Annotated in this window: 25 protein-coding genes and 3 tRNA genes; 6 read left to right on the top strand and 22 right to left on the bottom strand. The window is 59.4% G+C overall.

Annotated features, from left to right (window positions below):
* Positions 1 to 13: 13 nt before the first annotated feature.
* The 18 genes from OF122_RS11105 to OF122_RS11190 form a co-directional block, all read right to left on the bottom strand.
* The gene (locus OF122_RS11105) at positions 14 to 847 is read right to left on the bottom strand and encodes a biotin--[acetyl-CoA-carboxylase] ligase (RefSeq protein ID WP_264224317.1); all 834 of its coding nucleotides are present in this window, start codon (positions 845 to 847) and stop codon (positions 14 to 16) included.
* An 11-nt stretch (positions 848 to 858) separates the two neighbouring features.
* Positions 859 to 2,304: an NADH-quinone oxidoreductase subunit NuoN gene (gene nuoN, locus OF122_RS11110; protein WP_264224318.1), complete on the bottom strand. Its 1,446-nt coding sequence runs from the start codon at positions 2,302 to 2,304 to the stop codon at positions 859 to 861.
* 9 nt (positions 2,305 to 2,313) lie between these two features.
* Positions 2,314 to 3,873, bottom strand: coding sequence for an NADH-quinone oxidoreductase subunit M (locus tag OF122_RS11115; protein WP_408636227.1), 1,560 nt, complete (start codon positions 3,871 to 3,873; stop codon positions 2,314 to 2,316).
* Positions 3,870 to 5,828 (bottom strand): NADH-quinone oxidoreductase subunit L, encoded by a 1,959-nt coding sequence (gene nuoL, locus OF122_RS11120; RefSeq protein ID WP_264224319.1) that lies wholly within the window; start codon positions 5,826 to 5,828, stop codon positions 3,870 to 3,872. Before nuoL ends, OF122_RS11115 begins: the two co-directional genes overlap by 4 nt.
* A 7-nt stretch (positions 5,829 to 5,835) precedes the next feature.
* Positions 5,836 to 6,150, bottom strand: a complete 315-nt coding sequence (gene nuoK, locus OF122_RS11125; RefSeq protein ID WP_264224320.1) for an NADH-quinone oxidoreductase subunit NuoK — start codon at positions 6,148 to 6,150, stop codon at positions 5,836 to 5,838.
* A 10-nt stretch (positions 6,151 to 6,160) separates the two neighbouring features.
* A complete protein-coding gene (locus OF122_RS11130; protein ID WP_408636228.1) occupies positions 6,161 to 6,769 on the bottom strand; it encodes an NADH-quinone oxidoreductase subunit J in 609 nt (202 codons plus the stop codon).
* Between the two features lie 9 nt (positions 6,770 to 6,778).
* Positions 6,779 to 7,267 carry an NADH-quinone oxidoreductase subunit NuoI gene (gene nuoI, locus OF122_RS11135; RefSeq protein ID WP_014130494.1) on the bottom strand — a complete coding sequence of 163 codons (489 nt, stop codon included), beginning with the start codon at positions 7,265 to 7,267 and terminating at the stop codon, positions 6,779 to 6,781.
* 14 nt (positions 7,268 to 7,281) lie between these two features.
* Positions 7,282 to 8,316: an NADH-quinone oxidoreductase subunit NuoH gene (nuoH, locus tag OF122_RS11140; RefSeq protein ID WP_264227653.1), complete on the bottom strand. Its 1,035-nt coding sequence runs from the start codon at positions 8,314 to 8,316 to the stop codon at positions 7,282 to 7,284.
* A gap of 72 nt (positions 8,317 to 8,388) precedes the next feature.
* Positions 8,389 to 10,482, bottom strand: coding sequence for an NADH-quinone oxidoreductase subunit NuoG (nuoG, locus tag OF122_RS11145; protein WP_264224321.1), 2,094 nt, complete (start codon positions 10,480 to 10,482; stop codon positions 8,389 to 8,391).
* A 6-nt stretch (positions 10,483 to 10,488) separates the two neighbouring features.
* The gene (gene nuoF / locus OF122_RS11150) at positions 10,489 to 11,796 is read right to left on the bottom strand and encodes an NADH-quinone oxidoreductase subunit NuoF (protein WP_264224322.1); all 1,308 of its coding nucleotides are present in this window, start codon (positions 11,794 to 11,796) and stop codon (positions 10,489 to 10,491) included.
* A gap of 12 nt (positions 11,797 to 11,808) precedes the next feature.
* Positions 11,809 to 13,035 (bottom strand): NADH-quinone oxidoreductase subunit NuoE, encoded by a 1,227-nt coding sequence (gene nuoE / locus OF122_RS11155; RefSeq protein WP_264224323.1) that lies wholly within the window; start codon positions 13,033 to 13,035, stop codon positions 11,809 to 11,811.
* A complete protein-coding gene (locus OF122_RS11160) occupies positions 13,035 to 14,225 on the bottom strand; it encodes an NADH-quinone oxidoreductase subunit D (RefSeq protein ID WP_264224324.1) in 1,191 nt (396 codons plus the stop codon). Before OF122_RS11160 ends, nuoE begins: the two co-directional genes overlap by 1 nt.
* On the bottom strand, positions 14,222 to 14,824 hold the full coding sequence (locus tag OF122_RS11165; RefSeq protein WP_264224325.1) for an NADH-quinone oxidoreductase subunit C: 603 nt from the start codon (positions 14,822 to 14,824) through the stop codon (positions 14,222 to 14,224). The genes OF122_RS11160 and OF122_RS11165 overlap by 4 nt, the downstream gene beginning before the upstream one ends.
* 9 nt (positions 14,825 to 14,833) lie before the next feature.
* The gene (locus tag OF122_RS11170; RefSeq protein ID WP_264224326.1) at positions 14,834 to 15,412 is read right to left on the bottom strand and encodes a NuoB/complex I 20 kDa subunit family protein; all 579 of its coding nucleotides are present in this window, start codon (positions 15,410 to 15,412) and stop codon (positions 14,834 to 14,836) included.
* Positions 15,403 to 15,768, bottom strand: coding sequence for an NADH-quinone oxidoreductase subunit A (locus tag OF122_RS11175; protein ID WP_264224327.1), 366 nt, complete (start codon positions 15,766 to 15,768; stop codon positions 15,403 to 15,405). The genes OF122_RS11170 and OF122_RS11175 overlap by 10 nt, the downstream gene beginning before the upstream one ends.
* Before the next feature lie 308 nt (positions 15,769 to 16,076).
* On the bottom strand, positions 16,077 to 16,595 hold the full coding sequence (locus OF122_RS11180) for a hypothetical protein (RefSeq protein WP_264224328.1): 519 nt from the start codon (positions 16,593 to 16,595) through the stop codon (positions 16,077 to 16,079).
* Positions 16,596 to 16,870: 275 nt separating this feature from the next.
* Positions 16,871 to 17,413, bottom strand: a complete 543-nt coding sequence (locus OF122_RS11185; protein ID WP_264224329.1) for an outer membrane protein — start codon at positions 17,411 to 17,413, stop codon at positions 16,871 to 16,873.
* 224 nt (positions 17,414 to 17,637) lie between these two features.
* On the bottom strand, positions 17,638 to 18,207 hold the full coding sequence (locus OF122_RS11190) for an outer membrane protein (protein ID WP_264224330.1): 570 nt from the start codon (positions 18,205 to 18,207) through the stop codon (positions 17,638 to 17,640).
* A 382-nt stretch (positions 18,208 to 18,589) separates the two neighbouring features.
* On the opposite strand from OF122_RS11190, the gene OF122_RS11195 reads away from it, so the two are divergent.
* Together OF122_RS11195 and OF122_RS11200 are read left to right on the top strand one after the other, a co-directional pair.
* Positions 18,590 to 19,222 carry a helix-turn-helix domain-containing protein gene (locus tag OF122_RS11195; RefSeq protein WP_264224331.1) on the top strand — a complete coding sequence of 211 codons (633 nt, stop codon included), beginning with the start codon at positions 18,590 to 18,592 and terminating at the stop codon, positions 19,220 to 19,222.
* Positions 19,223 to 19,470: 248 nt separating this feature from the next.
* A complete protein-coding gene (locus OF122_RS11200) occupies positions 19,471 to 20,442 on the top strand; it encodes a hypothetical protein (RefSeq protein ID WP_264224332.1) in 972 nt (323 codons plus the stop codon).
* Here the strand turns inward: OF122_RS11200 and OF122_RS11205 are convergent.
* Positions 20,439 to 20,648 (bottom strand): hypothetical protein, encoded by a 210-nt coding sequence (locus tag OF122_RS11205; protein ID WP_264224333.1) that lies wholly within the window; start codon positions 20,646 to 20,648, stop codon positions 20,439 to 20,441. The genes OF122_RS11200 and OF122_RS11205 overlap by 4 nt on opposite strands.
* A 152-nt stretch (positions 20,649 to 20,800) precedes the next feature.
* Between OF122_RS11205 and OF122_RS11210 the strand changes: the two genes are divergently transcribed.
* On the top strand, positions 20,801 to 21,937 hold the full coding sequence (locus OF122_RS11210; RefSeq protein WP_264224334.1) for a hypothetical protein: 1,137 nt from the start codon (positions 20,801 to 20,803) through the stop codon (positions 21,935 to 21,937).
* 63 nt (positions 21,938 to 22,000) lie between these two features.
* Here OF122_RS11210 and OF122_RS11215 read toward each other — a convergent pair.
* Positions 22,001 to 22,074 (bottom strand) — tRNA-Cys (locus tag OF122_RS11215).
* Between the two features lie 151 nt (positions 22,075 to 22,225).
* Between OF122_RS11215 and mobA the strand changes: the two genes are divergently transcribed.
* Complete coding sequence (gene mobA / locus OF122_RS11220) at positions 22,226 to 22,879, top strand: molybdenum cofactor guanylyltransferase (RefSeq protein WP_264224335.1); 654 nt, start codon at positions 22,226 to 22,228, stop codon at positions 22,877 to 22,879.
* Positions 22,880 to 22,906: 27 nt separating this feature from the next.
* Positions 22,907 to 22,981 (top strand) — tRNA-Asn (locus OF122_RS11225).
* A 128-nt stretch (positions 22,982 to 23,109) separates the two neighbouring features.
* On the opposite strand, the gene OF122_RS11230 is transcribed toward OF122_RS11225, so the two are convergent.
* Together OF122_RS11230 and OF122_RS11235 are read right to left on the bottom strand one after the other, a co-directional pair.
* Positions 23,110 to 23,186, bottom strand: a tRNA-Arg gene (locus OF122_RS11230).
* On the bottom strand, positions 23,177 to 23,455 hold the full coding sequence (locus OF122_RS11235) for a hypothetical protein (protein ID WP_264224336.1): 279 nt from the start codon (positions 23,453 to 23,455) through the stop codon (positions 23,177 to 23,179). The genes OF122_RS11230 and OF122_RS11235 overlap by 10 nt, the downstream gene beginning before the upstream one ends.
* 1,208 nt (positions 23,456 to 24,663) lie before the next feature.
* On the opposite strand from OF122_RS11235, the gene OF122_RS11240 reads away from it, so the two are divergent.
* Positions 24,664 to 25,272: a hypothetical protein gene (locus tag OF122_RS11240; RefSeq protein ID WP_264224337.1), complete on the top strand. Its 609-nt coding sequence runs from the start codon at positions 24,664 to 24,666 to the stop codon at positions 25,270 to 25,272.
* The last annotated feature ends 82 nt before the right edge of the window (positions 25,273 to 25,354 follow it).

Below are 25,354 nucleotides of genomic sequence, written 5' to 3' on the forward strand. Positions count from 1 at the left end.
GGCAATCGCCCTCTCAGCGCAGCGTTGCCGTGGTTCCAAAATGGACGTCGCCCGCTGCTATGGCGATACGATGTCCCTCGTCGTCGCGGACAATCAGATGGCCCGCATCATCAATTGTTTCGAATATGCCGCGCAGCACGCCATCAGGGCGCTGGACGGCCACCTCGGCACCGATCCCGGCGGCGCTTTCGCGCCAGCGGCGGATGATCTGGCCAGTGCCGGCTCCGTTGTTCCAAATCTCGTAACACTCGACCCAGCTTTCGGCCAGTGCCTCAAAAACGGCAGGCGCATCAAAAGGTGTTCCGAGCGCCTTCAACGACGTGGCGGGATAAGGCAGGCCCTCGGGCGCCGCGACAACGTTGACCCCTATGCCAATGACAATGGCCGCGCGGCCGTCGGGGCGCTTTTGGGCCTCGAGCAGGATGCCGGCCAGCTTGGCGCCATCGGCGAGGACGTCGTTGGGCCATTTCAGGGCAATGCGGGCGCGTGCGTCACCAGCGGTGCCGTCAGCACCATCGATACCGTTTCGGATCGCGGCTGCGGGCATCAGGCGGGCCAGAGCGGTGTTAAGCGCCACGCCGGCGACGAACCCGAGACCCGCCAATCCGGCGGGGGGAGCGTCTGGCACCAGCATCAGCGAGGCGGCGAGATTGCCGTGGGGGCTTTCCCACGCGCGGCCGCGGCGCCCCCTGCCCTCGGTTTGCTGGAGGGCGGCGTACCAGATCTTTCCCGCATCGCCCGCCATGGCGGCTTTCATGGCCTCGGCGTTGGTCGAACCTACGCTGTCAAAGCCGATTACACGATAACCGGCTTTAACGGCGCTTTTGGGAAGAGGAAAGGCGACCACCCGGCCCTGCTCTAGAACAGGGAGTTCGCGGCGCCGTGGGCGATGGCCGTCAGAGGCGCGCCGACGGTGAAGAAATAGCTGAGCACCAAAAAGCCCGTGAGTGCCATGACAACGCGCAGTTCGATGGCCGGCACCGCATAGGACTGTGTGGGTTCGTCAAAATACATGACCTTGATGACGCGCAGATAGTAGAAGGCGCTCACGGCGCTGGCCAGCATGCCGATGACAGCCAGAACGAAAAGCTGGGCTTCGATGGCAGCGAGGAAGACCTGCCATTTGGCAAAGAACCCGGCGAGCGGCGGAAGACCGACCAGCGAGAACATGAAGAGCGCCAGAATGGCTGCGACGAACGGGCGGGACTTCGCCAGGCCGGCCAGATCGTCGATGGTTTCGACGTATCCATCGTCGTTCTTGAGCGCCAGGACGCAGGCGAAGGTGCCGATGGTCATGGTGATGTAAACGGCCATGTAGATGGCGACGCCTTCAACACCGATGATGTTGCCGGCCGAAAGCCCAACCAGCGCAAAGCCGACATGACCGATGGACGAGTAAGCCAACAGCCGCTTGAGGTTGTTCTGGCCGATGGCGGCGAACGAGGCCAGGACCATGGAGGCAATGGAGAGGAAGATCACCACCTGCTGCCAATCGCTGGCGATAGGTTCGAACGCATCGAATACGATCCGGATGAGCAGCGCCATCGCGGCGACCTTGGGGGCAGATGCGAAGAAGGCAGTGACTGGGGTTGGCGCGCCCTCATAAACGTCGGGCGTCCACATGTGGAACGGGACCGCGGAGATCTTGAAGGCAATGCCAGCCAGAAGGAAAACGAGGCCGAAGATGATGCCGGGCGTGCGTTCGCCGAGTGCGACGGCCTGGGCAATCTGGTCGAGCTGGGTGTGGCCGGTAAAGCCATAGACCAGCGACGCGCCGTAAAGCAGCATGCCGGAGGAGAGCGCACCGAGAACGAAATATTTCAGGCCCGCTTCGGTCGCCTTGCCGCTGTCGCGCTTGAAGGCCGCCAGGACGTAGAGTGCAAGGGACTGCAGTTCGAGGCCGACATAAAGGCTCATCAGATCATTGGCCGAAACCATCATCAGCATGCCGAGCGTAGCAAGGACGATAAGCACGGGGTACTCGAACTTGTTGAGCCCGTTTTCGACCGCACTGGAGACCGAGAGGACGAGCGCGAAGGCCGAACCCGCGAGAATGAGGACCTTCATGAAACGGGCAAAGCCGTCATTGATAAAGCCGCCCGTAAAGATCACACCTTCGGTGGGAACGAACGCGACCATAACGGCGATAGCAATCAGCAGGCCGATGGCGATACCGGTGATACCGGTGGCGATTTCCTTTTTGGCGAACACGCCAACAAGGAGAAGCACCAGCGCGCCTACGGCGAGCAGCATTTCAGGATAGGCAGGCGCCAGAGAGGCGAAACCGGCAAATTCAGACACCACATTCACCTCCTAATGAGCCGTGCTGGCGGGCGCTGCGGCATCGGCCGCAGGCACCGTCACATCGACAAGCGCAGACATCGGTTCGATGCCAACGGCGGCCTGGTACTGATCGACAAGCGCGCCCACCGAGGTGGCCATCGCGTCCATCAAGGGCGCCGGGTAGAAACCAAAGAGAATGGTAAGGATGATCAGGGGAACGATCGTCACCATTTCACGGGCGTTGAGATCGAGAATTGATTTGAGGCTTTCCTTCTCGAGCGCGCCCCAGATGATTTTGCGGTAGAGCCAGAGCGCGTAGCACGCCGAAAGGATAACCCCGGTCGTCGCAAATAGAGCGAACCAAGTGTTGACCTGGAAGATGGCCAGCAGAGTCAGGAACTCACCCACGAAGCCGGACGTGCCTGGCAGCCCGACATTGGCCATGGTGAACACCATGAACGCAAAAGCGTATTTGGGCATGCGTTCGACAAGGCCGCCATAGGCATTGATGTCACGCGTGTGCATGCGGTCATAAATGACGCCCACCGACAGAAACAGCGCCCCCGACACGATACCGTGCGAGATCATCTGGAAGATCGCGCCCTGAACACCGTAAACATTGCCCGCAAAAATGCCCATGGTCACAAAGCCCATGTGCGCTACCGAGGAATAGGCGATCAGCTTCTTGATGTCGGTCTGAACCAGCGCCACCAGTGAGGTGATGATGATTGCGGCGACCGAGAGGAAGAACACGAAGTTCGAAAAATACAGCGACGCGTCGGGGAACATGGGCAGCGAGAAACGCAGGAAGCCGTAGCCACCGAGCTTGAGCAGGATTGCCGCAAGAATTACCGAGCCGGCCGTGGGCGCTTCAACGTGCGCTTCGGGCAGCCAGCGGTGGAACGGCCACATAGGCATCTTGACCGCCAGAGAAGCAAAGAAGGCCAGCCAGAGCCAATACTGCATGTTCTCGGGGAAATCGTAATCGAGCAGCCGCGCGATATCGAGAGTTCCAGCCTGCCAGTACATGGCCATGATGGCCAGCAGCATCAGGACCGAGCCGATGAAGGTGTAGAAAAAGAACTTGTAGGAGGCCTGGATGCGCCGCTTGCCGCCCCAAATACCGATGATGAGGAACATCGGGACCAGCGTACCCTCAAAGAACACGTAGAACATGGCCAGATCAAGCGTCGCGAAAACGCCGATCATCAGCATTTCGAGGACGAGGAACAGGACCATATATTCGCGGATGCGGAAGGAAATCGAATCCCAGCTCGCAAGGATACACATGGGCATCAATAGCCCTGTGAGGACGATAAACAGCACCGAAATGCCGTCGACGCCCATGCGGTAGCCGATGACGTCGCCGAGCCAGGTGTGGTTCTGGACGAACTGGAAATCGGCCGTGTCGGGATCGAACATGCCCCACATGACCAGCGTGAACACGAAAGTCACCACGGTCGTGGCAAGCGCGATGCGCTTGATGTTGAGCTCGGCGACCGCGTCGCCGCCCGGAGTCAGCAGAATGAAGAAGGCCCCGACCAGCGGCAGAAAGGTAACGATGGTCAGGATGTTGTTTTCAAGGATCATCCCAGAAGTCCCCCGGCGGCGATGGCCCAAGTGATAAGGGCGGCAACGCCGATGAGCATGGCGAAGGCGTAGTGATAGAGATAGCCCGACTGCAGGCGCGTGACGTAGCCGGTGACCTGCCTGACGCGGCGGCCAAGGCCCTCGACGAGGGTCTGATCGACCAGCCAGTCATCGAACCCTTTCCAGAGCGCGGTGCCGATCCAGCGGGCCGGCCGCACGAAGATGCGGTCATAAAGTTCGTCGAAGTACCACTTGTTGAGCAGGAACTTGTAAAGCAGCGGCTGTTCGGCAGCGAGTTGCTTTGGCGCAGACGGGTTGCGGATATACATGTACCAGGCGGTTACGAACCCGATCAGCATGGCGACGGTCGCCGACCACTTGACCCAGGTGGGAACGCCATGCGCTTCCTCGATGATGTGCTCGTCAACGACAATCGCGCCGTGGAAGAAGTGCTCGATGTGCTCGGCATGGCCGAAGAAGACATCATAGAACACCACACCGGCGAGCACAGCACCGACGGCCAGCACGTAAAGCGGGATCAGCATGACGTTCGGGCTCTCATGGGCATGATCGAACGTATGGTGATCGGCTCTCGTCGGACCGTGGAAGGTCAGGTGGACAAGCCGCCAGGAATAAAAGCTTGTAAACAGCGCGGCGATGACCAGAAGCCAGAAGGCGAGCGAACCGGCGGTGCCGCCGAAGGCATATGATGCCTCGATGATCGCATCCTTGGAAAAGAACCCGGCAAAGCCGAACGAGGTACCCGGGATACCGACACCGGTGAGGGCCAGCGTGCCGATGAGCATCATGGCGTAGGTGATCGGGATCTTGCGGGCGATGCCGCCCATGTTGCGCATGTCCTGCTCGTGATGCATGGCATGAATGACCGAGCCGGCGCCAAGAAACAGAAGCGCTTTGAAGAAGGCGTGGGTGAACAGGTGGAATATGCCTGCCGAATAGGCGCCGACACCAAGGGCCACGAACATGTAACCGAGCTGGGACATGGTGGAATAGGCGATGACGCGCTTGATGTCGTTCTGAACCAGACCGATGGTCGCCGCGCAAAATGCGGTAATGGCGCCGATATAGATAACGAACAAGGTCGCCGTCTCGCTCAGCTCGAACATGGGCGACAGCCGAGCCACCATGAACACGCCTGCGGTCACCATGGTGGCGGCGTGAATAAGGGCAGAAACCGGGGTTGGGCCTTCCATGGCGTCCGGCAACCAGGTGTGGAGCAGGAACTGAGCCGACTTGCCCATGGCGCCCATGAACAGCAGCAAGCAGATAACCGTCATCGCATGCGCGTCCCACCACAGGAACGGCATTGAAGCTTCGGCGGCTCCAGGAAGGGCCGCAAACGTTTCATCAAAGCCGAGTGTTCCGAGCAGGAAGAAAGTCCCGAAAATACCCAGCGCGAAACCGAAATCGCCCACGCGGTTGACGACGAAGGCTTTGACCGCGGCGGCGCGGGCCGACTCCTTTTGGTACCAGAAGCCGATCAACAGGTAGGATGCCAGACCCACACCTTCCCAGCCGAAGAACATCTGAACGAAGTTATCGGCGGTCACCAGCATGAGCATGGCGAAGGTAAAGAGCGAAAGGTAGGCAAAGAACCGCGCGCGTTGCGGGTCCTCGTGCATGTAGCCGATGGAATAGAGGTGGACGAGCGAGGAGACCGTGTTGACCACCACCAGCATGATGGCCGTCAGCGTATCGACGCGCAGCACCCAATCGATCTGAAGATCGCCGGCGTGAATCCAGGTCAGGACAGTGACTTTATAGGCCTCACCATCGCCCAGGAAGAACGGCAGGAAGACAATCCACGAGAGCGCCGCCGCAATCATGAGCAGCGATGTGGTAATGATTTCCGCGGGCTTGTGCCCAATGGCACGGCCAAAAAGGCCAGCCACCAGCGCGCCGATCAGCGGCAGGAATACAATTGCCTGGATCATGGCCGCCCTAGCCCTTCATCATGTTGACGTCGTCGACCGCGATCGAGCCCCGATTGCGGAAGAAAATCACGAGAATCGCGAGGCCGATGGCGGCCTCAGCGGCGGCGACAGTCAGAATCAGGAGTGCGAATACCTGCCCGACCAAATCGCCCAGATGGGAGGAAAACGCGACGAAGTTGATGTTGACCGCGAGCAGGATCAACTCGACCGACATCAAAATGATGATGATGTTCTTGCGATTGAGAAATATCCCGAACACGCCGACGGTGAACAGAATGGCTGCTACGGTCAGGAAGTGACCGAGCCCGATTACCGGTGTCATCATAATCCCCCTATAGCCCTTTTCCGCTCTCGACCTTGACGATTTCGACGCCCGTCGCCTTGGTCCGCGCAACCTGCGCGGCGATGTCCTGACGCTTAACGTTCGGCTTGTGGCGCAGGGTCAGAACGATCGCTCCGATCATGGCCACCAGAAGCACGAGACCGCACGCCTGGAAGAGATAGATGTAGTTGGTGTAAAGCACCTGCCCGAGCGCACGGGTGTTTTCCACACCGCCGTCTATCGGAAGCACGCCGCTCGCGGCAGTGTCCGGCGCCAGCCAGGCAGAACCGGCAACCAGCAGCAGTTCAAGCAGCAGGATGATGCCGACCACAAAGCCGATGGGCGCGTATTGCAGGATGCCCCTGCGCAGTTCGGCAAAGTCCACGTCGAGCATCATCACGACGAACAGGAACAGCACGGCTACCGCGCCGACATAAACGACAATCAGGATCAGCGCGAGAAATTCGGCCCCGGCCAGCATGAAGATGCCGGCCGCGTTGACGAAGGCCAGAATGAGAAACAGCACCGAGTGTACGGGATTTCGCGAGGAAATCACCATGATCGCCGAGGCAACGACAATGGTCGAAAACAGGTAGAAGAAAAACAGCGGCAAGGTCACCTGTCGCTCCTAACGGTACGGCGCATCAAGGGCGATATTGGCAGCGAGTTCACGCTCCCAACGGTCGCCATTGGCCAGGAGACGATCCTTGGAGAAGTAGAGCTCCTCACGTGTCTCGGTTGCAAATTCAAAGTTCGGCCCTTCAACGATCGCATCGACCGGGCAGGCTTCCTGACAGAAGCCGCAATAAATGCATTTGACCATGTCGATGTCGTAGCGGACCGTGCGGCGGGTGCCGTCATTCTGGCGCGGGCCGGCTTCGATGGTGATGGCCTGGGCCGGGCAGATCGCTTCGCACAGTTTGCAGGCAATGCAGCGCTCTTCGCCATTGGGGTAGCGGCGGAGGGCGTGCTCCCCACGGAAGCGCGGCGAAACCTCGCCCTTTTCAAACGGGTAATTTATGGTGGGCTTGGGCGCGAAGAAGTAACGCATCGCCAGAAAGAAGGTCGACACGAACTCCCTGAGCAGCAGAGCGTCGAGAAACCGCAAGGCTTTCATTTGTGGTTCTCTCCTTATGCCATGCCGCCGTGCCAGCCCCAGCCCGTGAGCTGGAGAACAAAGGCAACGACAACAATCATGACCAGCGAGATCGGCAGGAAGACTTTCCAGCCCAGACGCATCAACTGGTCATAGCGGTAACGGGGGACGAAGGCCTTGACCATGGCAAACATGAAAAAGACCAGCGAGAGTTTGAGAACGAACCATACGACGCCCGGAATCCAGGTGAAGGGCGGCAGATCGATCGGCGCGGTCCACCCACCCAGGAACAGGATGGTGGTGAGCGCACACATGAGAATGATCGACACGTACTCGCCCAGCATGAACATCATGTAAGGGGTCGAGCCATATTCCACCATGAAGCCGGCGACGAGTTCGGATTCGGCTTCGGGGAGATCGAAGGGCGGGCGGTTCGTTTCGGCGAGGGCCGAAATGAAGAAGATAACGAACATCGGGAACAGCGGCAGCCAGAACCAGTTCAGGAAGGTCAGCCACGGCACGCCGAGCATATGGGCCAGGCCACCGGCCTGCTGCGCCATCACGATATGGGTGAGATTGAGCGAGCCGACGCAAAGCAGGACCGTTACGATCACAAAGCCGATGGAGACCTCATAGGACACCATCTGTGCGGCGGAACGCAGAGCGCCCAGGAACGGATATTTCGAGTTCGACGCCCAGCCACCCATGATGATGCCATAGACCCCGAGCGAGGAGATCGCGAAGATATAGAGGATCCCGATGTTGATATCGGCCAGCGCCCAGCCCTCGGCTACCGGCACGACGGCCCATGCCGAAAGCGCCAGAAGCACGCTCACAAGCGGTGCGAGAAGAAATACCGCCTTGTCGGCGCCAGCCGGAATCAGCGGCTCCTTGAAGACGAATTTGAGAAGATCGGCAAAACTCTGGAACAGGCCGAAGGCGCCCACCACGTTGGGGCCGCGCCGAATCTGGACGGCGGCCCAGATCTTGCGGTCGGCCAGCAGGACGTAAGCGGTGAACACCAGAAGGGTCACCAGCAGCAAGAGTGCCTTCCAGACAAAGCCGACCATCGTGCCCAACCCGAGAATCGGGGCACCGAGCAGATAGTCGAGCGCGTATACAATCCAGTCCATATCGCTGCCTTACTCCGCGGCCTGTTTCAGACCCGACATGAGCTGCGAGCATTCGGCCATTACGGCTGATGCACGCGCTATGGGGTTGGTGAGGTAGAAGTCGCCGACCGGAGAGATCAGGGCGTAAGTCGACTTCGGCGCTGCAGTATCTGCCAGAGCGGATACATCGGAAGCCCTGCCTGGCGCAATGGCATCGAGCTGGGCAAGGTGGGGATATTCCCCATAAAGCCGCGCGCGAAGCGCCGAAAGGGAGTCAAATGGCAATGGCTGGCCCAGAACCGACGAGAGCGCCCGCAGGATCGCCCAGTCTTCCTTGGCCTCGCCAGGCGCGAAGACAGCGCGCGCAGTCATTTGCACGCGGCCTTCGGTGTTGACGTAGGTCGCCGATTTTTCGGTGTAGGTGGCAGCGGGCAGGATCACATCGGCCCTGTGGGCGCCGGCGTCGCCGTGCGTTCCGATGTAAACCACTTTGGTTTCGCCGAGTGCCGACATATCGATTTCGTCCGCGCCAAGCACGAAGAGGACATCGAGCTTTCCGGCGCCGGCGGCCTTGAGCATGCCCGCGGTATCGAGACCGCCACGTCCGGGAATGAACCCGATATCGAGCGCGCCGACCCGCGAAGCAGCGTTGTGCAGAACCGCAAAGCCATTCCAGTCTGCGGTCAGCGCGCCGGCGGTTTTGGCGATCTGCGCAGCAAGTCCGAGAACATTCTTTGCAGATGCGCCCGTTACCGCACCTTCACCGACGATGACGATGGGGCGCTGGGCGTTCTTGAGCACTTTGGCAAAACTGCCCTTGCCCGAAGCGAGATCGGACAGGGTGTCGATGCCGGCGCCGAGATGGGCATAATCATAGGTAAGATCGGCCGCTTCGCCGATCACGCCGATTTCGACGCCGCCAGCGCGCCACGCCTTGCGGATGCGGGCATTGACCAGTGCAGCCTCGCGGCGTGGATTTGCGCCAATTATCAGGATGGCGTCTGCCTGTTCGATCCCGGCGATGGTGGGATTGAAGACATACGACCCCCTGCCCTTTTTCGGGTCGAGCGCCGAACCGGCGGGACGAGCGTCGATGTTGGTCGAGCCGAGGGAAGCCATGAGGGTCTTGAGGGCATACATTTCCTCAACACCGGCCAGATCGCCCGCGATGGCGCCAATGCGGCCCGGCTCGGCGGTTTTGACTAGCGCTGCGACCACGGCGAAAGCTTCATTCCAGGATGCGGCCTGAAGCTTTTTGCTCTTGCGCACATAGGGCCGATCGAGGCGCTGGGTGCGCAGGCCATCCCAAATGAAGCGGGTCTTATCGGAAATCCATTCCTCGTTGATCCCTTCGTGGATGCGCGGCAGGACGCGCATGACTTCGCCGCCGCGAGAATCGACCCGGATGTTGGAGCCGACAGCATCCATGACGTCGATGGACTCGGTCTTGTTAAGCTCCCAAGGGCGCGCCTGGAAGGCATAGGGTTTGGAAGTCAACGCGCCAACCGGGCAGAGATCGATAACGTTGCCCTGCAGTTCGGAGGTCATGGACTGCTCGAGGTACGAGGTGATCTCGGCATCCTCACCGCGACCGATCAGGCCCAACTCCGAAACACCGGCAACTTCAGTGGTGAAGCGCACGCAGCGGGTGCAGTGAATGCACCGGTTCATGATGGTCTTGACCAGCGGGCCGATGTGCTTGTTTTCCACGGCGCGCTTGTTTTCCCAATAGCGGGAGGTGTCCACGCCATAGGCCATCGCCTGATCCTGCAGATCGCACTCGCCGCCCTGATCGCAGATCGGGCAATCGAGCGGGTGGTTGATGAGCAGGAACTCCATCACGCCTTCACGGGCCTTTTTGACCATGGGCGTGTTGGTGAACATTTCGGGCGCTTCGCCGTTCGGGCCGGGCCGCAGATCGCGCACGCTCATGGCGCAGCTTGCCTGGGGCTTGGGCGGTCCACCCTTCACTTCGACCAGGCACATGCGGCAGTTGCCAGCAACAGAGAGGCGCTCGTGATAGCAGAAGCGCGGGATCTCCGCGCCCGCTGCCTCGGCGGCCTGCATCAGCGTGAAGTGATCGGGAACTTCGATCAGTTCGCCATCGACTTTGATTTGCGCCATTCGTTCTTACTCCGCCGCAACCGAGGGCACAGCGCCATCGGAGGTGGACTTGTAGGTGTATGCGTCGATCCGCGCTTCGATCACGGGGCGGAAGTTGCGGATCAGGCCCTGAATCGGCCAAGCCGCGGCATCGCCCAGAGCGCAGATGGTGTGGCCTTCGACCTGCTTGGTGACGGCGAACAGCATGTCGATCTCGCGCTTTTGCGCTTCGCCGCGCACCATGCGCTCCATCACCCGCATCATCCAGCCCGTACCTTCGCGGCACGGCGTGCACTGGCCGCAGCTTTCATGCTTGTAGAAAGCCGAAAGGCGCCAGATGGCCTTGATGATATCGGTCGACTTGTCCATCACGATGACGGCGGCGGTGCCGAGCGAGGAGCCAACCTCACGCAGACCGTCGAAATCCATGTGGGCTGACTTGATCTTCTCGCCAGGCACGCAAGGCACCGATGAACCGCCGGGGATGACGGCCAGCAGATTGTCCCAGCCGCCGCGAATGCCGCCGCAATGCTTTTCGATCAGCACGTCGAACGGGGTGCCCATTTCTTCTTCGAAGGTCGCGGGATTGTTGACGTGACCAGACACGCAGAAGAGCTTGGTGCCGGTGTTGTTGTCGCGCCCCAGCCCGGCAAACCAAGCGGCGCCGCGGCGCAGGATTTCGGGAACGACAGCGATCGATTCGACGTTGTTGACGGTGGTGGGGCAGCCGTAAAGCCCCATGCCGGCCGGGAAAGGCGGCTTAAGGCGCGGCTGGCCCTTCTTGCCCTCAAGCGATTCGAGCAGCGCAGTTTCCTCACCGCAGATATAAGCCCCTGCCCCATGGTGGATGACGATATCGAAATCCCAGCCATGGATGTTGTTCTTGCCGATCAGCTTGGCGTCATAGGCCTGCTGCACGGCGGCTTCGAGCCGCTGGCGCTCACGCATGAACTCGCCGCGCACATAGATATAGGCGGCGTGCGCATCCATGGCGCGACCGGCGATCAGGCAGCCTTCGATCAGATGGTGCGGATCGTGACGGAGAATTTCGCGGTCCTTACACGTGCCCGGCTCGGATTCGTCGGCGTTGACGACGAGGTAATGAGGCCGACCGTCGTTGACCTTGGGCATGAACGACCATTTCAGGCCCGTCGAAAAGCCAGCGCCGCCACGACCGCGCAGACCGGAGGCCTTAACCTCGTTGGTCAGCCATTCGCGGCCCTGATCGAGCAGCTCCTTGGTGCCATTCCACGAACCGCGACGACGCGCGCCTTCAAGGCCCCAATCGCCCTGCCCGTAGAGATTTGTGAAAATGCGATCCTGATCCGTAAGCATCGATCAAATCCCCTAGCGCGGCTTCTTGCCGAAGACGCGGACATATTCGTCGACGCCACCGTCGGCCAGCGCCTTTGCCTGACCCTTCCAGTTGTCCCGGGCGACACGGCCCTTGAAATTGAGCACCGCATCGACCTGCTCGATTTGAGCGTCAGTGAACGCGGCGACCTGCGCATATTGAGTAATGCCCAGATCATGAAGCTTGCGTTCAAGCACCGGGCCGACGCCGGAAATGAGCTTGAGGTCGTCCGCGGCGCCGGCCGGGCGCTCGAAAAGCGGCGCGCTATCGGGCCTGGTGCCGGCGGAGGTCGCAACGGCCTCCTGCTTTTTGCCCGCGGCGCGGCTCGTCGTCTTGGTTTTCTGGCCGGTTTCACTACCCGTCTTTTCGATGGTGGGCGATTCGGCACCGGTTGCGCCTGCTCGACCTGCCTGACTGGGCTTGCGTTTCGCCGGACCGGCAGCCTTCTTTTCCGCGGCTACCGCTTCGGCCTCAGGGACCTTGCCAGCTTTGGACGGCCCTTTGATCGCCGGGGCAGCTTCCTCGTCGATCTTTTGTTTGCGACCGGGCTTTGTTGCCTTAGCTTCAGCCTCCACGTGACCGGCATCCTGGTGCGTTGGAACTTTGGTCGGGTCGTCCAGCAGCGTCACCTGTCCATCGAGCGGAGCGGAGAACTTGCGGCCATTCTGCGGGCCGGTAGGGACCGTATCGCCTTTGCCATCGCGGAAGGCGATCAGGATTTCCTCAAAGCGCTCGGGCGTCAGATCTTCATAGGTATCAAAGCCGATAGTCACCATTGGCGCGTTGACGCAAGCGCCGGCACACTCGACCTCTTCCCAGCTCATAGTTCCATCGTCGTTGAGATGGTGCGGCTCGGCGTGAATGTGTTTCTGGCAGACGGCGCGGATATCTTCGGCGCCGCGCAGCATACAGGGCGTGGTGCCACACACCTGGATATGAGCGCGCGTGCCGACCGGCTGGAGCTGGAACTGGGTGTAGAAGGTCGCGACTTCCAGAACCCGAATATAGGGCATATCGAGCATCTGGGCGACCGACTCGATGGTGGCGCGTGACACCCAGCCATCCTGTTCCTGGGCGCGCATGAGCAGCGGAATTACCGCCGACTGCTGGCGACCAGCCGGATACATGGCAATGCGTTTTTTCGCCCAAGCCGTGTTTTCCTTCGAAAAGGAAAAACTTGCGGGCTGGACAGCTTCTTCTGCAAGGCGACGCACGCTCATCAGCGATCAACCTCTCCGAATACGATGTCAAGGGAACCCAGGATGGCCGAAACGTCGGCCAGAAGGTGCCCGCGACAGAGAAAATCCATGGCTTGCAGATGCGCGAACCCGGGGGCGCGAATCTTGCAGCGATACGGCTTGTTGGTGCCATCGGACACCAGATAGACGCCGAACTCGCCTTTTGGCGCTTCGACGGCTGCGTAAACTTCACCCTCGGGCACGCGGAAGCCTTCAGTGTAGAGTTTGAAGTGGTGAATGAGCGCTTCCATGGAGCGCTTCATCTCGCCGCGTTTGGGCGGGACGACCTTGCCATCCATTGTCGAAACCGGCCCCTGCCCTTCGGGTGAATTGAGCAGGTCGATACACTGGCGCATGAGCGAATTGGACTGACGCATCTCTTCCATGCGGATGAGATAGCGGTCGTAGCAATCGCCGTTCTTGCCGACCGGAATGTCGAATTCCAGCTGATCGTAGCATTCATAGGGCTGGCTCTTGCGCAAATCCCACGCAGCACCCGAGCCGCGCACCATGACGCCGGAAAAGCCCCAGGCCCAGGCGTCTTCGAGCGATACGGTGGCAATATCCACGTTGCGCTGTTTGAAGATGCGGTTGCCGGTGATGAGCTGATCGAGATCTTCGAGTGCCTTTGGGAAGGTCTCGGTGAATTTGGCGATGTCGTCGATCAGATCCTGCGGCAGGTCCTGATGCACGCCACCGGGCCGAATGAAAGCGGCGTGCATGCGGGAGCCGGAGGCGCGCTCATAGAAGACCATAAGCTGTTCGCGCTGCTCGAAACCCCAAAGCGGCGGCGTGAGCGCGCCCACGTCCAGCGCCTGCGTGGTGACGTTGAGCATGTGGGAGAGGATGCGGCCGATTTCGGAATAGAGCACGCGAATGAGCTGCCCACGGAACGGCACTTCGATTCCCAGGAGCTTTTCGATGGCCAGGGCGAAAGCGTGCTCCTGATTCATCGGCGCCACATAGTCGAGGCGATCGAAATATGGCACGGCCTGCAGATAGGTCTTGGCCTCGATCAGCTTTTCGGTGCCGCGATGGAGCAGCCCCACATGCGGGTCGACACGCTCGACGACTTCGCCATCGAGCTCGAGAACGAGCCGCAGAACGCCGTGTGCCGCAGGATGTTGCGGGCCAAAGTTAATGTTGAACGTGCGGACGTCGTGCTCGGTCATTGCTTGGCCTTCTCGTCGCCCGGCAGCACGTAATCGGTGCCTTCCCAAGGCGAAAGGTAATCGAAATTCCGAAATTCCTGCGCCAGCTTGACGGGCTCATAGACGACCCGCTTGCGCTCTTCGTCGTAGCGCACCTCGACAAAGCCGGTCAGCGGGAAATCCTTGCGCAGCGGATGACCGTCAAAGCCATAGTCGGTCAGGATCCGGCGCAAATCGTGATGGCCCGAAAACAGGATGCCATACAGATCATAGGCTTCGCGCTCGAACCAGTCGGCGCCGGGGAAAACACCGGTGATCGACGGAACGGGCGTTACTTCATCGGTCACGATCCGCACCCGAATACGGACATTCTGCTGCGGGCTGAGCAGGTGATAGACAACATCGAAGCGCTGCGCGCGCTCGGGATAATCCACGCCGCATACATCGATGATGGAAATGAACTGGCAGCGCGGATCATCGCGCAATGTGCGCATGACGTTTAGAATTGCGTCGGGCTTTGCCTCGAGCGTCAACTCGCCATAGGCGACGTTGTACCCATCGAGCGCTTCGCCCAGCTTGAGCGCAATGTACTCGCCGAGTTCGGAAAGAGCGTCTTCCATTGATTGGCCTTATCGCTCGATGGTTCCGGTACGCCGGATCTTCTTTTGGAGAAGAAGCACGCCGTAGAGCAGCGCTTCGGCGGTCGGCGGGCAGCCGGGAACGTAGATATCGACCGGCACCACACGGTCACAACCGCGCACCACCGAATAGGAATAGTGATAGTATCCACCACCATTGGCGCAGCTGCCCATGGAGATGACGTAACGCGGCTCGGGCATCTGGTCGTAGACCTTGCGCAAAGCCGGGGCCATCTTGTTGGTCAGCGTGCCTGCAACGATCATCACGTCGGACTGGCGCGGGGAGGCGCGAGGTGCAAAGCCGAAGCGCTCACAATCATAGCGCGGCATCGACATCTGCATCATTTCAACGGCGCAGCAGGCCAGACCGAAGGTCATCCACATCAGCGAGCCGGTACGGGCCCAGTTGATGAGCTCGTCGGTCGAGGTAACGAGAAAGCCCTTATCGGCCAGCTCGTTATTGATCTCGACATAATACGGATCTGTCGCGCCAACAGGCAGGCTCGTTGCGGGGTCGATAACGCCGCGCGGCCGGGGTGCAACCAGAGTGTTGTTGTCGGTCAATCCCATTCCAGAGCACCTTTGCGCCATTCATAGACAAAGCCGACGGTGAGAACCCCAAGGAAGATCATCATCGACCAGAAGCCGTACCAACCGACCTCCCCAAAGGCCACGGCCCAAGGGAAAAGAAACGCCACTTCGAGATCGAAGATGATGAACAGAATCGCCACCAGGTAGAACCTGACATCGAACTTCATGCGCGCATCGTCAAACGCGACGAAGCCACATTCGTAGGCGGAAACTTTTTCGGGGTCTGGACGCTTTACGGCGATCAGAAAGGGAGCAACCAGAAGCGCCAGACCGATAACGGCGGCGAGCCCCACAAAAATCAAAATCGGCAGATAAGCGCTGAGCAGTTCGTTCATAGACAGCCAAGCCTTCAATAGGGCCCGGTTGGGAGCCGAGCATAAGGACTCGCGGCTATCCGAGCCCCTGTCTTTGGACAGGGCTTAACCCACCCCCTATGTGGTTTCAAGGGGATATAAAACTGACTATTTCAATCATGTTTGAAAGTCGGATTACGAGCGAAACGCCCTTGCGCTCTTTAAAGGCAAATACCAGCAGCCCGCGCAGTTTGGCGGGCTTGCAGGTGCGACCAATGGGCTCGCGCGGCTTTGGCCGGGCGGCAAACACATTTATGAGATCGACGCAGGGCGACGCGGGCGATCAGGCACTAGAGATGGAAGGCCAGGCCTGCGGTAAGACGCATATCAGAGGGCATCGAGCCCCAAGAGCCAGTCCCCAGCACCTCACCGCGTACGCTCATATAGTCGGTGAAGCCATATTCCGCGCCGCCACCGAGGGCATAGCCGAAACCACCCGAGACGATGCCGGTGCCGCCCGCTGCGTAGACCAGGGCGTCGCCGAGCGAGACACCGCCCTTGCCGAGCAGGAGCGCGTCGATGGAATTGGTGCCATCAAGATCGGCGCCGAGCTGGGCCTCGAGACCGACGACCGCGGTGTCTATGGAAACGTTGACGCCTGAAAAGACACCGGCATTCCAAGAGGTCGTCCCAAAGGGGACGCCGCCGCCGTAAACGCCGGCATAAAAGCCATCCCAGTCAAAGCCATAACCACTCCCCAGGCTCGCCGATCCGGCAGCCCCGTAGGGTCCGTAATCCTGGGCCACGGCGTGACCAGCAAAGGACAGACCGGCGACGAGAACGGCCGCCATGCGAACAGCGAAAGACATTGGCGTCACTCCATTAGGGTTAATTGACGCCATTATTGCGCGGATAGGCCCGGCCTCAAGCCAAGCTTACGAACGTGGATAAGATTTTACTAAAATTGCGCCCTGCCCCGGTCCCGACAAACATGGGCAACAATAACGCCAAAATCCGGGGGCTTGCGTGATGCTGCCCCCACATGCCGCCAAGCATCGGCAACAAAAACGGCCCGGCATATGCCGGGCCGTTTTTCGAAATCGGTTGTTAGCTGGCGTTGCCCCCGCCTTGCCAGCCTCGATTCCTAGAAGTGGAAGTTCGCGCCGATGGTGAACTTGTGGATGTCGACGCCAGCGCCGGACTGTTCCCAACCGTAGACATAGCGGCCATCGACCGAGATGGAATCGGTAGCAGCGAATTCAACACCGACACCGGCAAGGATGTGGTCGCCAACGCCAGCAGCAGCGTCGAAGTCGGAACCGTAACCGACAGTGCCGTAAAGCAGGACTTCGGAGAACGCGACACCGCCGCGAACGGTGATTTCGCCGTAGGCATAAGTATCGGGAGTGCCAAAGATTGCGTCGACAGCGGCTTCACCACCGAGGACGAACATGTCCCACTGTGCGTTCACGCCGAGTTCGCCACCGATGAGCCAATCGGTATCGACCGTGTCGTTCTGGCCGCCAACGCGGACACCAGCATAGAAACCGGACCAGTCATAGACGGGATCGACAACCGGAGCGACCGGAGTCACAGGCATCGGCATGATCGGGTCAGCGGCCTGGGCGGCAGAAGCGACGGCGACGGTAGCAGCTGCGGCAAGCAGCGTAGTTTTGAGCATGGACATTTAAGTACCTCACAGCACGGGGGTTGGTCTGTATCCATATTGCCCAATCTTTGCCCAATTCCAATACCCTTCAGGCCTTAAACCACCTCGGTTGGCACAATATTGCCATCAATTCTCCGTTCTGTTGCCTTTGTGGCACAGGGATTTTGGTAACCTTACGCAAACGTATACAAAAACGGCCCCGCTCGCGCGGGGCCGTTCAAGAATCGACGAAAAAGTATCGATTAGAAGTGGAAGTTCGCGCCGATCTGGAACTTGTGGATGTCGCTCGACGTCGCGTCGCCCGACTGATCCCAGCCATAGAGGTACTGGCCACGGACCGAAACGTCGTCGGTAGCCGCGAACTCAAGACCACCACCTGCGAGGACGTGATCGCCAACGCCGGTTGCGGCGTCAAAGTCAGTTCCGTAACCGACGGCGCCGTATGCAAGCAGTTCTTCGGTGACCAGAACACCACCACGGGCCAGAGCCGAGCCGTAAGCGTACATATCCGGATCGTCGAAGACGCCGTCGAGGGCAACTTCAGCACCGACCAGGAAGAAATCGAACTGGGCGTTCACACCGGCCTGGGCACCAAGTGTCCATTCGGTTTCGCCAGCATCGATGTTGTTCTGTGCGCCGGCGCTTGCACCAGCGTAGAAACCGTTCCAGTCAAAGCCGCTGCCCGCGTCATAGACGGGAGCGGGAGCCGGAACGGCAGGAGCCGGAACGCCGATGGCGTCAGCTGCGAAGGCACCGCCAAATGCGGTCGTGGACAGAAGGGCGGCGAGGGCCACTTTCTTGAGCGAGTTCATATTAATTCTCCTTTGTACCGGCTGGTGTGCAACTAATGGGTGCCGGTCAGCACTGGTTCCGATCCGAGAGCGTCAATCCGAAGACAGGGCCGGGAGTGTTGCCCTGCTGCCACAACTGCGCCGTACGGGGTTCCGCACCAATGCGATGGCCGGAATGTCGTTTCCGAGTGCGGACGAAGTGGGGCCGCCTCATGGCAGGAATAGGGCAAAGGAACATTGTTGCTCAAATGCCACGTATATACGGTTAACCAGTCGTAAATATTGGGGTTTTTCGATTGCTACACGCAGCGACGAGGGCAGGGAACGGGCCCCGTTGCAGTCGCGGGTTGGTCAAACCCGCCGAACTGGATAAAGTTCGTCCGAAGCCTATCAGGGGGACCGCATGAATCGCGCCGAAGGAATCGCCAACAGTCTGCAGGCGGCAAAGGTTGGCGCGCTGATCCGCGCGCGGCGACACTCCTTGCGGATGACCCTTCACACGCTCGGCACGCAATCCGGCGTGTCGGTGGGTTATTTGAGCCAGGTCGAACGCGATCAGGCGTCCCCTTCCCTTTCCACCCTGGCCTCCATTGCCCGCGCCCTGGGCGTTGGAGTCGATTATTTCATCGCGACACCGAGCGCGCAGGACGCGCTGACCCGCACCGGAGAGCGGATGCGTTTTTCGGTCAACGATTCGCTGATCTCGTATGAAAGGCTCCATGCCGAATTTCCCGGCAACGTCCTGTCGTCCTTTCTCATTACGATTGCCCCGGGCTATCGCTCGGAGGTGGCCAATCACGAGGGAGAGGAAATCGTCTATGTTCTCGAGGGCAGTCTGACTTTGCGCATCGAGGACGAGGAAACGGTGGTCGGGCCGGGCGACAGCCTGCATTTCCGAGGCAATCGCAGCCATTGTTGGTCCAACGATGCCGACGAGCCCGTTCGCCTGCTGTGGTCGGGCACGCTCACAATGTTCCGGTCAAGCACCGACGGATCGGCCTTCCAAACGGAACGGACGCCGATCTCGGGCTCCTGATCGAAGAACCAGCAGGCGGGATGGGCGCGGCAGCACGCAGATGGACCGCACCTTTCGCCTGGGCAGCTAAACAGGAAGGCAGAGGTATCACCCTTTTTGCCAAGAGCCGAAATCGTGTCAGTCTGGTGTCGCTTGCACGGCCCTTTGGGTCGGGACCGTAGAAGTGGGGTCCACTTTTGCGGGAAATTCTCTACAGTCACGCATATGCGGCGCGGCGGCGCCAACAACCACAGGAGGGGACGTAAACCATGTGGGATTTTTCTATCGGCCGTTCGATCGGCCTTGTGGGCAAGACATTGCCCTTCGTCGTTTTCCGGATGATCGTCTATTTCGGCATTGCCGTGGCTTATGTGCTGGTGACGGGAACGGGAGCCGGTGTGGGCTGGGGAATCGGCGCATTCGGCGATATGGACTTTCAGATGACTTCGACCTTCTGGGGCGGCGCAATCGGGTTCGCGCTGACCGCTGGCGTCCTCTATTTCCTGCGCGAATACATTCTCTACATCGTCAAGGCCGGCCATATCGCCGTGCTCACCGAACTGGTGGACGGCAAGCCAATTCCTGACGGCAGGGGGCAGATCGAATATGCCAGCACAGTGGTCAAGGAACGGTTTGCCGAGGCCAGCGTGCTGTTTGCCATCGATCAGCTGGTGCGCGGGGTGATCGGCGCCATCATGGGAATCGTTCAGGGCATCGCCTCAATCCTTCCGATCCCCGGCCTCCAGAATATCATGGGCGTCGTGAAGGCGTTTCTCCGAATCGCCGTGGGGCTGATCGATGAGGTGATCCTTGCCTATTCGATCCGCACGCGCTCGACCAATCCCTGGGCCTCAGCTCAAACCGCGCTGGTGCTGTATGGTCAGAACTACAAGACCATGCTCAAGAACGCCGCTTGGCTGACGGTCTTTACCTATGGCCTGGCTTTCCTGGTCTTTCTGGTCATGCTGGCGCCGGCCGCGGCCGTTGCCTATCTCATCCCCGGCGGCTGGTCAGCCGGCGGATTTGTCTTTGCGCTGATATTTGCCTGGGCCGTCAAGGCGGCGGTCATCGAACCGTTTGCAATTGCAGCGATGCTGCAGGTCTATTTCAAGACGATCGAGGGGCAAGAGCCCGATCCGGAATGGACGAGCCGCATCGACGGCGCGTCGAAGAAATTCCGCAAGCTTGGCGAAAAGGCAGCCACATGGGGTTCGAGCCAACCGGCCGCCCAGCCATCTTAGGGTCCTTTTCCATTGGATTGGAAGCGGCGGCGCATGAACCGGATCGGCCAGGATACAAGGCCCATAAGGAGAAGTGCCGCCGCAACAACGACGATGCCAGCCAGCAATAATGTCCCCTGAACGAAACCGAGAACCGTAGTACCTCTCGGTGCCGGAATGGCGGGATCAGGGGTGTGGATGGGGGCAATTATCGTCGTCGTTTTCATTTCTTCGTTCTCAATGATCCAAGCGAAATGAAAACGCTCGATCCGGGGCGCAGGTTCCCCTGCAGCGGATCGATGTGGCACGACAAGTCAGAGAGTTTTCACGGCGAATGTGGTGCCTTGACCAGCCGCACACAACAAGAAGAGACAGGCAAATGCTGCACTGGTGGACAAAACGAATCGCGGTCGTCACGGTCCCCCTGTTGCTCGGGGCCATGCCGGCTTTTGCGCAGGACATTTATTACGGATTGCGCGACTGGGCCGGTCCCAATGGCGGCTCGATGAATATTTCTTCGTTCGTTTTTCGCGACATCAACGCCAACGGAACATACGATCTGGGCGACCGCGTCTTCGTCAATATTGCCGTGGAATTGCAGACGCCTTCAGGTCTGGTTGCATCATCGCGCACCAATATTGGCGGCTATGCCAATTTCAATGCTTCGCTGACACAGCAAGGAGCCGCGATTGCCGAGACCGGCCTCTACAGCTTTCGCGTCGTTCCGCCACCCGGCTGGAGCATAACGACGGGAAATGGCGAGCAAACCATTCCCATGTCCATACTCGAAGGGGCGCCGGGCGATATCGTCGCCGACAATCTGCCTCAGCCTGTCGGGCTGGTTCCCCATATCGAGATACACGGCAGGGCGGGCGAGCAATCGGATGCGGTCATTGGCAAGAATCCAAATGGTGCAGTCGTGCCGGCCCACACGGGTGACCAGGATCGTTACAGCATTGCCGCCACGCCCGGTCGGTGGACTATCGGCGAACGGCCGCTTGATGTCGGGCTTGTGCCCATCGTTCTGCCGCAAAACTGGTCGGACGAAGCCGGCACGGAGGGCAAGACGATAAGAGTCGGTTTCGACGACCTGTTCGTTGGCGACGAACTTCTCAAGGTTCCCAACGGGTATGGCGGGCTGCGCTGGGAGAACTGGGTTGCGACCCACGGCAGATTCTATGAGGGTGAGGGCTACATCAACAACACGGTTTCAGGCGAGTTCGTCGCCTATACCAGCTCGGGCCATCCCACGGCGACCTTCAGCGAGGAGCCGTTCGACTTCGTAGGCGGATATTTCGGCGTTGCCTGGAGCAATGCCGAGGGAGAGACGCTGCGCATCCGCGCCTGGCGCGGAGACACGCTGGTCCATGACGACGAATTTGCGTTGTCGGCCTATGGCCCGGTCTATTTTGCCGCCGATTACAAATCGATCACACGCCTCGAGTTCGCCACGGCCCATTACTGGCAGGCGGTTGCCGATGACCTTGAGTTCGTGGTGAGGGCGGCTGAGCGTTGAGGACGACGCATAGCAAGGTCGCATCTCCGACGCGACCGGGCACTCTGATGCTCTAAAGGAAGATGGAGGCCTCGACCGGAATCGAACCGGTGTTCACGGATTTGCAATCCGCTGCGTCACCACTCCGCCACGAGGCCTCTGAGGCGCGGTTCTATTGTAGTTCGGGGGAGTTAGGCAAGGCCGGATGCGCTTGCGACCCTTGTTTTTGTAAAAATTTAGCCGAGAAATTGTCCTGGCCACGTCTGTCCGCTTTATGTGGACGACCGGGACGACAGCACGAGACCGATAATGATCGTTGGAATAATTCTCGCTGGTGGCGAGGGCCGCCGACTGGGCGGCATGCGCAAGGCACATCTCCGGCTCGGAAATCGCCCCCTGATCGACTGGGTATCGGGGGCGCTTGAACCCCAGTGCGCGCATATTGTGATTTCCAGCGGGTCGAGGCGAGATGCGCTCGTTCCCGATCTTGTGTCGGTCCCTGACGCCGAAGATGGAATCACCGGACCGGCGGCGGGGCTGCTGGCGGGAGCCTTGTGGGCGCGCGAGCACGCTTCTGGATCTCTGATGCTGTCGGTTTCTGTGGATACCCCGTTCTGGCCCCAGGATTTTGCGGCGCGCGCGACACCCCTGCTGACCGGCGAGACTCATTGTGTGGTCAGTGCATTCGGCGACCGGGACTATCCCACCAACGCATTGTGGCGGCCCGATTCGCTGATCGGGCATCTGGCTGCCATCCCCCCTGCTCCGCGCGGCCCGCGCATCCGGGACGTGCAGGCCGCATTGGGCGTGCGGCGACTCGATTATGCGCCGGTTAACGCGCAAAACCCTTTTGCCGGCGTCAATGAGCTGGGCGATCTGCTCGCCCTTTCCCGCCGGCTGATGGATATGGAGGCATCAATGGCAAATGGGGGGTTGGCAAGCGCCACCAAATTGGCTAGATGATCGCCACCTGCCGAGCAGGCTACGCGTTCCCCGGTAGCTCAGTGGTAGAGCAACCGGCTGTTAACCGGTTGGTCGCTGGTTCGAATCCGGCCCGGGGAGCCAAAAGCCTTGTGTAGAGGCTTGTTTTCATTACAGATTTGTATTTCGGGAAGCCCCCCTCCCCGCTTTCCCTCCCCACTTTTGGCGACGCGAGAAAAACCCCACCGCAGCGAAGCGATGGGGTTTGTTTTTGGCGATCCCGGCACGATTCGAACGTGCGACCCCCGAATTAGAAGTTCGGTGCTCTATCCAGCTGAGCTACGGGACCGAGAGATAGATGGCCATCCGAGCCATCGTGTGACTGTAAATTGCGAGAACCAATGCCGTTATTACACCCGCTTTAGCCACGCTCGGCTGCAAAAAAATCGCCTCGATCGTATCGCCTAGTGGCTGAACTAACAGGCCGTCCCAAAGCATCTGAAACGTTTGAACGGGCTCTCCGAACACGAGCGAAAGCGCGAACGTGCCAGTCACCCAGATCAAAAACGTCATCGCAACCCCACACAGCCAGAAGGCGAAGGCTTTCCAAACCGGCATGTGCTTTCCTCCCTTTCGGCTCTCTCTCATGATTTAGAAATAGACGCTCCGGAGGAATGCGCCCTATACGGTGTGTCGTGCGTCGTATTTCGCTTCTAGTGCCGACAATTCGGCCTGAGCTTCAAAAGCGATGCGACTAAAAGCGCGATGCTCAAGGCCGTCAAGTGCACCAGCCTCGCCTAACCGTTCGGCCAGTAGGTCAACGAAGTCTCGCGCTGCCCGAATGTGCGGCTCTGCGTCGACGTAGAATCTTTCAGCTGATGTGTTCGATGCGTGCATAACATGTCTCTTGATCGTTGCTGTTGAACGAGCATGGATCGAAACTATATGCAGTGCAAGCACAAATTGATCTATTGACCAATATTACATCCATATGCGAATAACATCGCATATATGCGAATATTATTACAATATAATTGTCATATTCGCATACCTGCTCAGTCATCGCCAAGCATCACCGTCCGCCAAGTCTGCGTGACCTTCAACGGTCCAGGCCGCCGGATTTTTATGCAGCCCACATCGCCGGGGTTGGGCGTGATTGTTTCTATGCGCATGAAATCTTCGGTCTCGCACCGCGAGCATGGGAACGGCACCGCAAGCGCAGGGCGCGAACCGCCGAGTAGCGACACCAGGTCTTTGGCTAGGAAATGAACCGTCCTATGGCAGCAACCGCACCGCACCCTGATTAGCTGGCCGTTCGCGGCCGCCTGGTCCAGCGTGTAATAGTCATTCGATCGACGACGTGCGCCCATTGGGTGTCCTTTCGCTCCGTTGATACGATGAGAACGAAAAAGGAACAAGCTCCGGTTGCGTTTCTTGATGACGCCGCTAGAGTGGCGAGGTTGGGGGAGGAATGATGAATTATCCAGACGATATTTTAGAACTCATAGCCAAGACGCGCTCAGGCTTCGGTGAGGCCAAAACAATCGAAGACGTTACGGCCGCATGGCATCACTTCCACCTTGTGGAGGGCTACGTAGAGCGGACTTGGCCCGACGACAAGCACACCATGGAAGCGCTAGGGAGGGCCAAAAGCGGGCTGTCCGCATATACCCGTGACGTGCGGGAAAGTATGCCATCGCCCTATCACGGATGGAGTGCTGACTTGTTCGCACTGGAGCGCTGTGTAAGGCCGCAATACGACAAAGATGGGTGGCCGCATTAGAGCGGTTTGTGGGACAGGCCGATAATCGCATGGGGAGGCATTCATGTTCCAAGCGCAGGTACCTCACAAGCTCTCGATAGCTTTCGACCACGTTAGGATGGCCATTCTCCTGACCGCGGTAGGGGGAGACGTAAAATCAATTCACCTATTGGTCATGGCGGCCACCGATATCATCTCTGCTTACGCGGCAGAAACTGGTGCCGAGTTGTCCGTTGACATAGACGCACACATAAAGCCTGAGTCACGTAAGGTCTGGTTTAAGGCAAAGAAGCGAGCGTATAACTTCTTCAAACACGCTGACCTTGATCCTACCGCCGAATACGATGGCCCTGATGCAGAAAAGTTGGCTTGGCTAAATGATGCCGGGCTCATACAAGCGATCACCAACTTACGCGGCCTGGGTCTTCAGCTAACACCTTCAATGCAGTGGTTCTGGCGAGCGGCACTAGTGCTTATGCCTCAGATTATAGTCTGGGATGAAATGCCGGAAGCAAAAATCGAGTTCGACAAGATGGTGGATCAGTATGGGTTTTCTCGAACCGATATGCTGCAAATGATTCTTGCCGGCGTGATCAAGTCTGGCGACGTTGTTGTGGACGACATAGCCTCGATTAGCACAGTAGCCGCCTCGCTGCCTGACCTGACGGGATAAGCGCCCTGAGCGGTGTAAACCCGCCAGAAGCCCTAGTCCCGAATTTTTATGTATTCGATCTGCGGCTTCACCTCGGACTCCC

The sequence above is a fragment of the Pelagibacterium flavum genome, assembly GCF_025854335.1.
GTDB lineage: Bacteria > Pseudomonadota > Alphaproteobacteria > Rhizobiales > Devosiaceae > Pelagibacterium > Pelagibacterium flavum.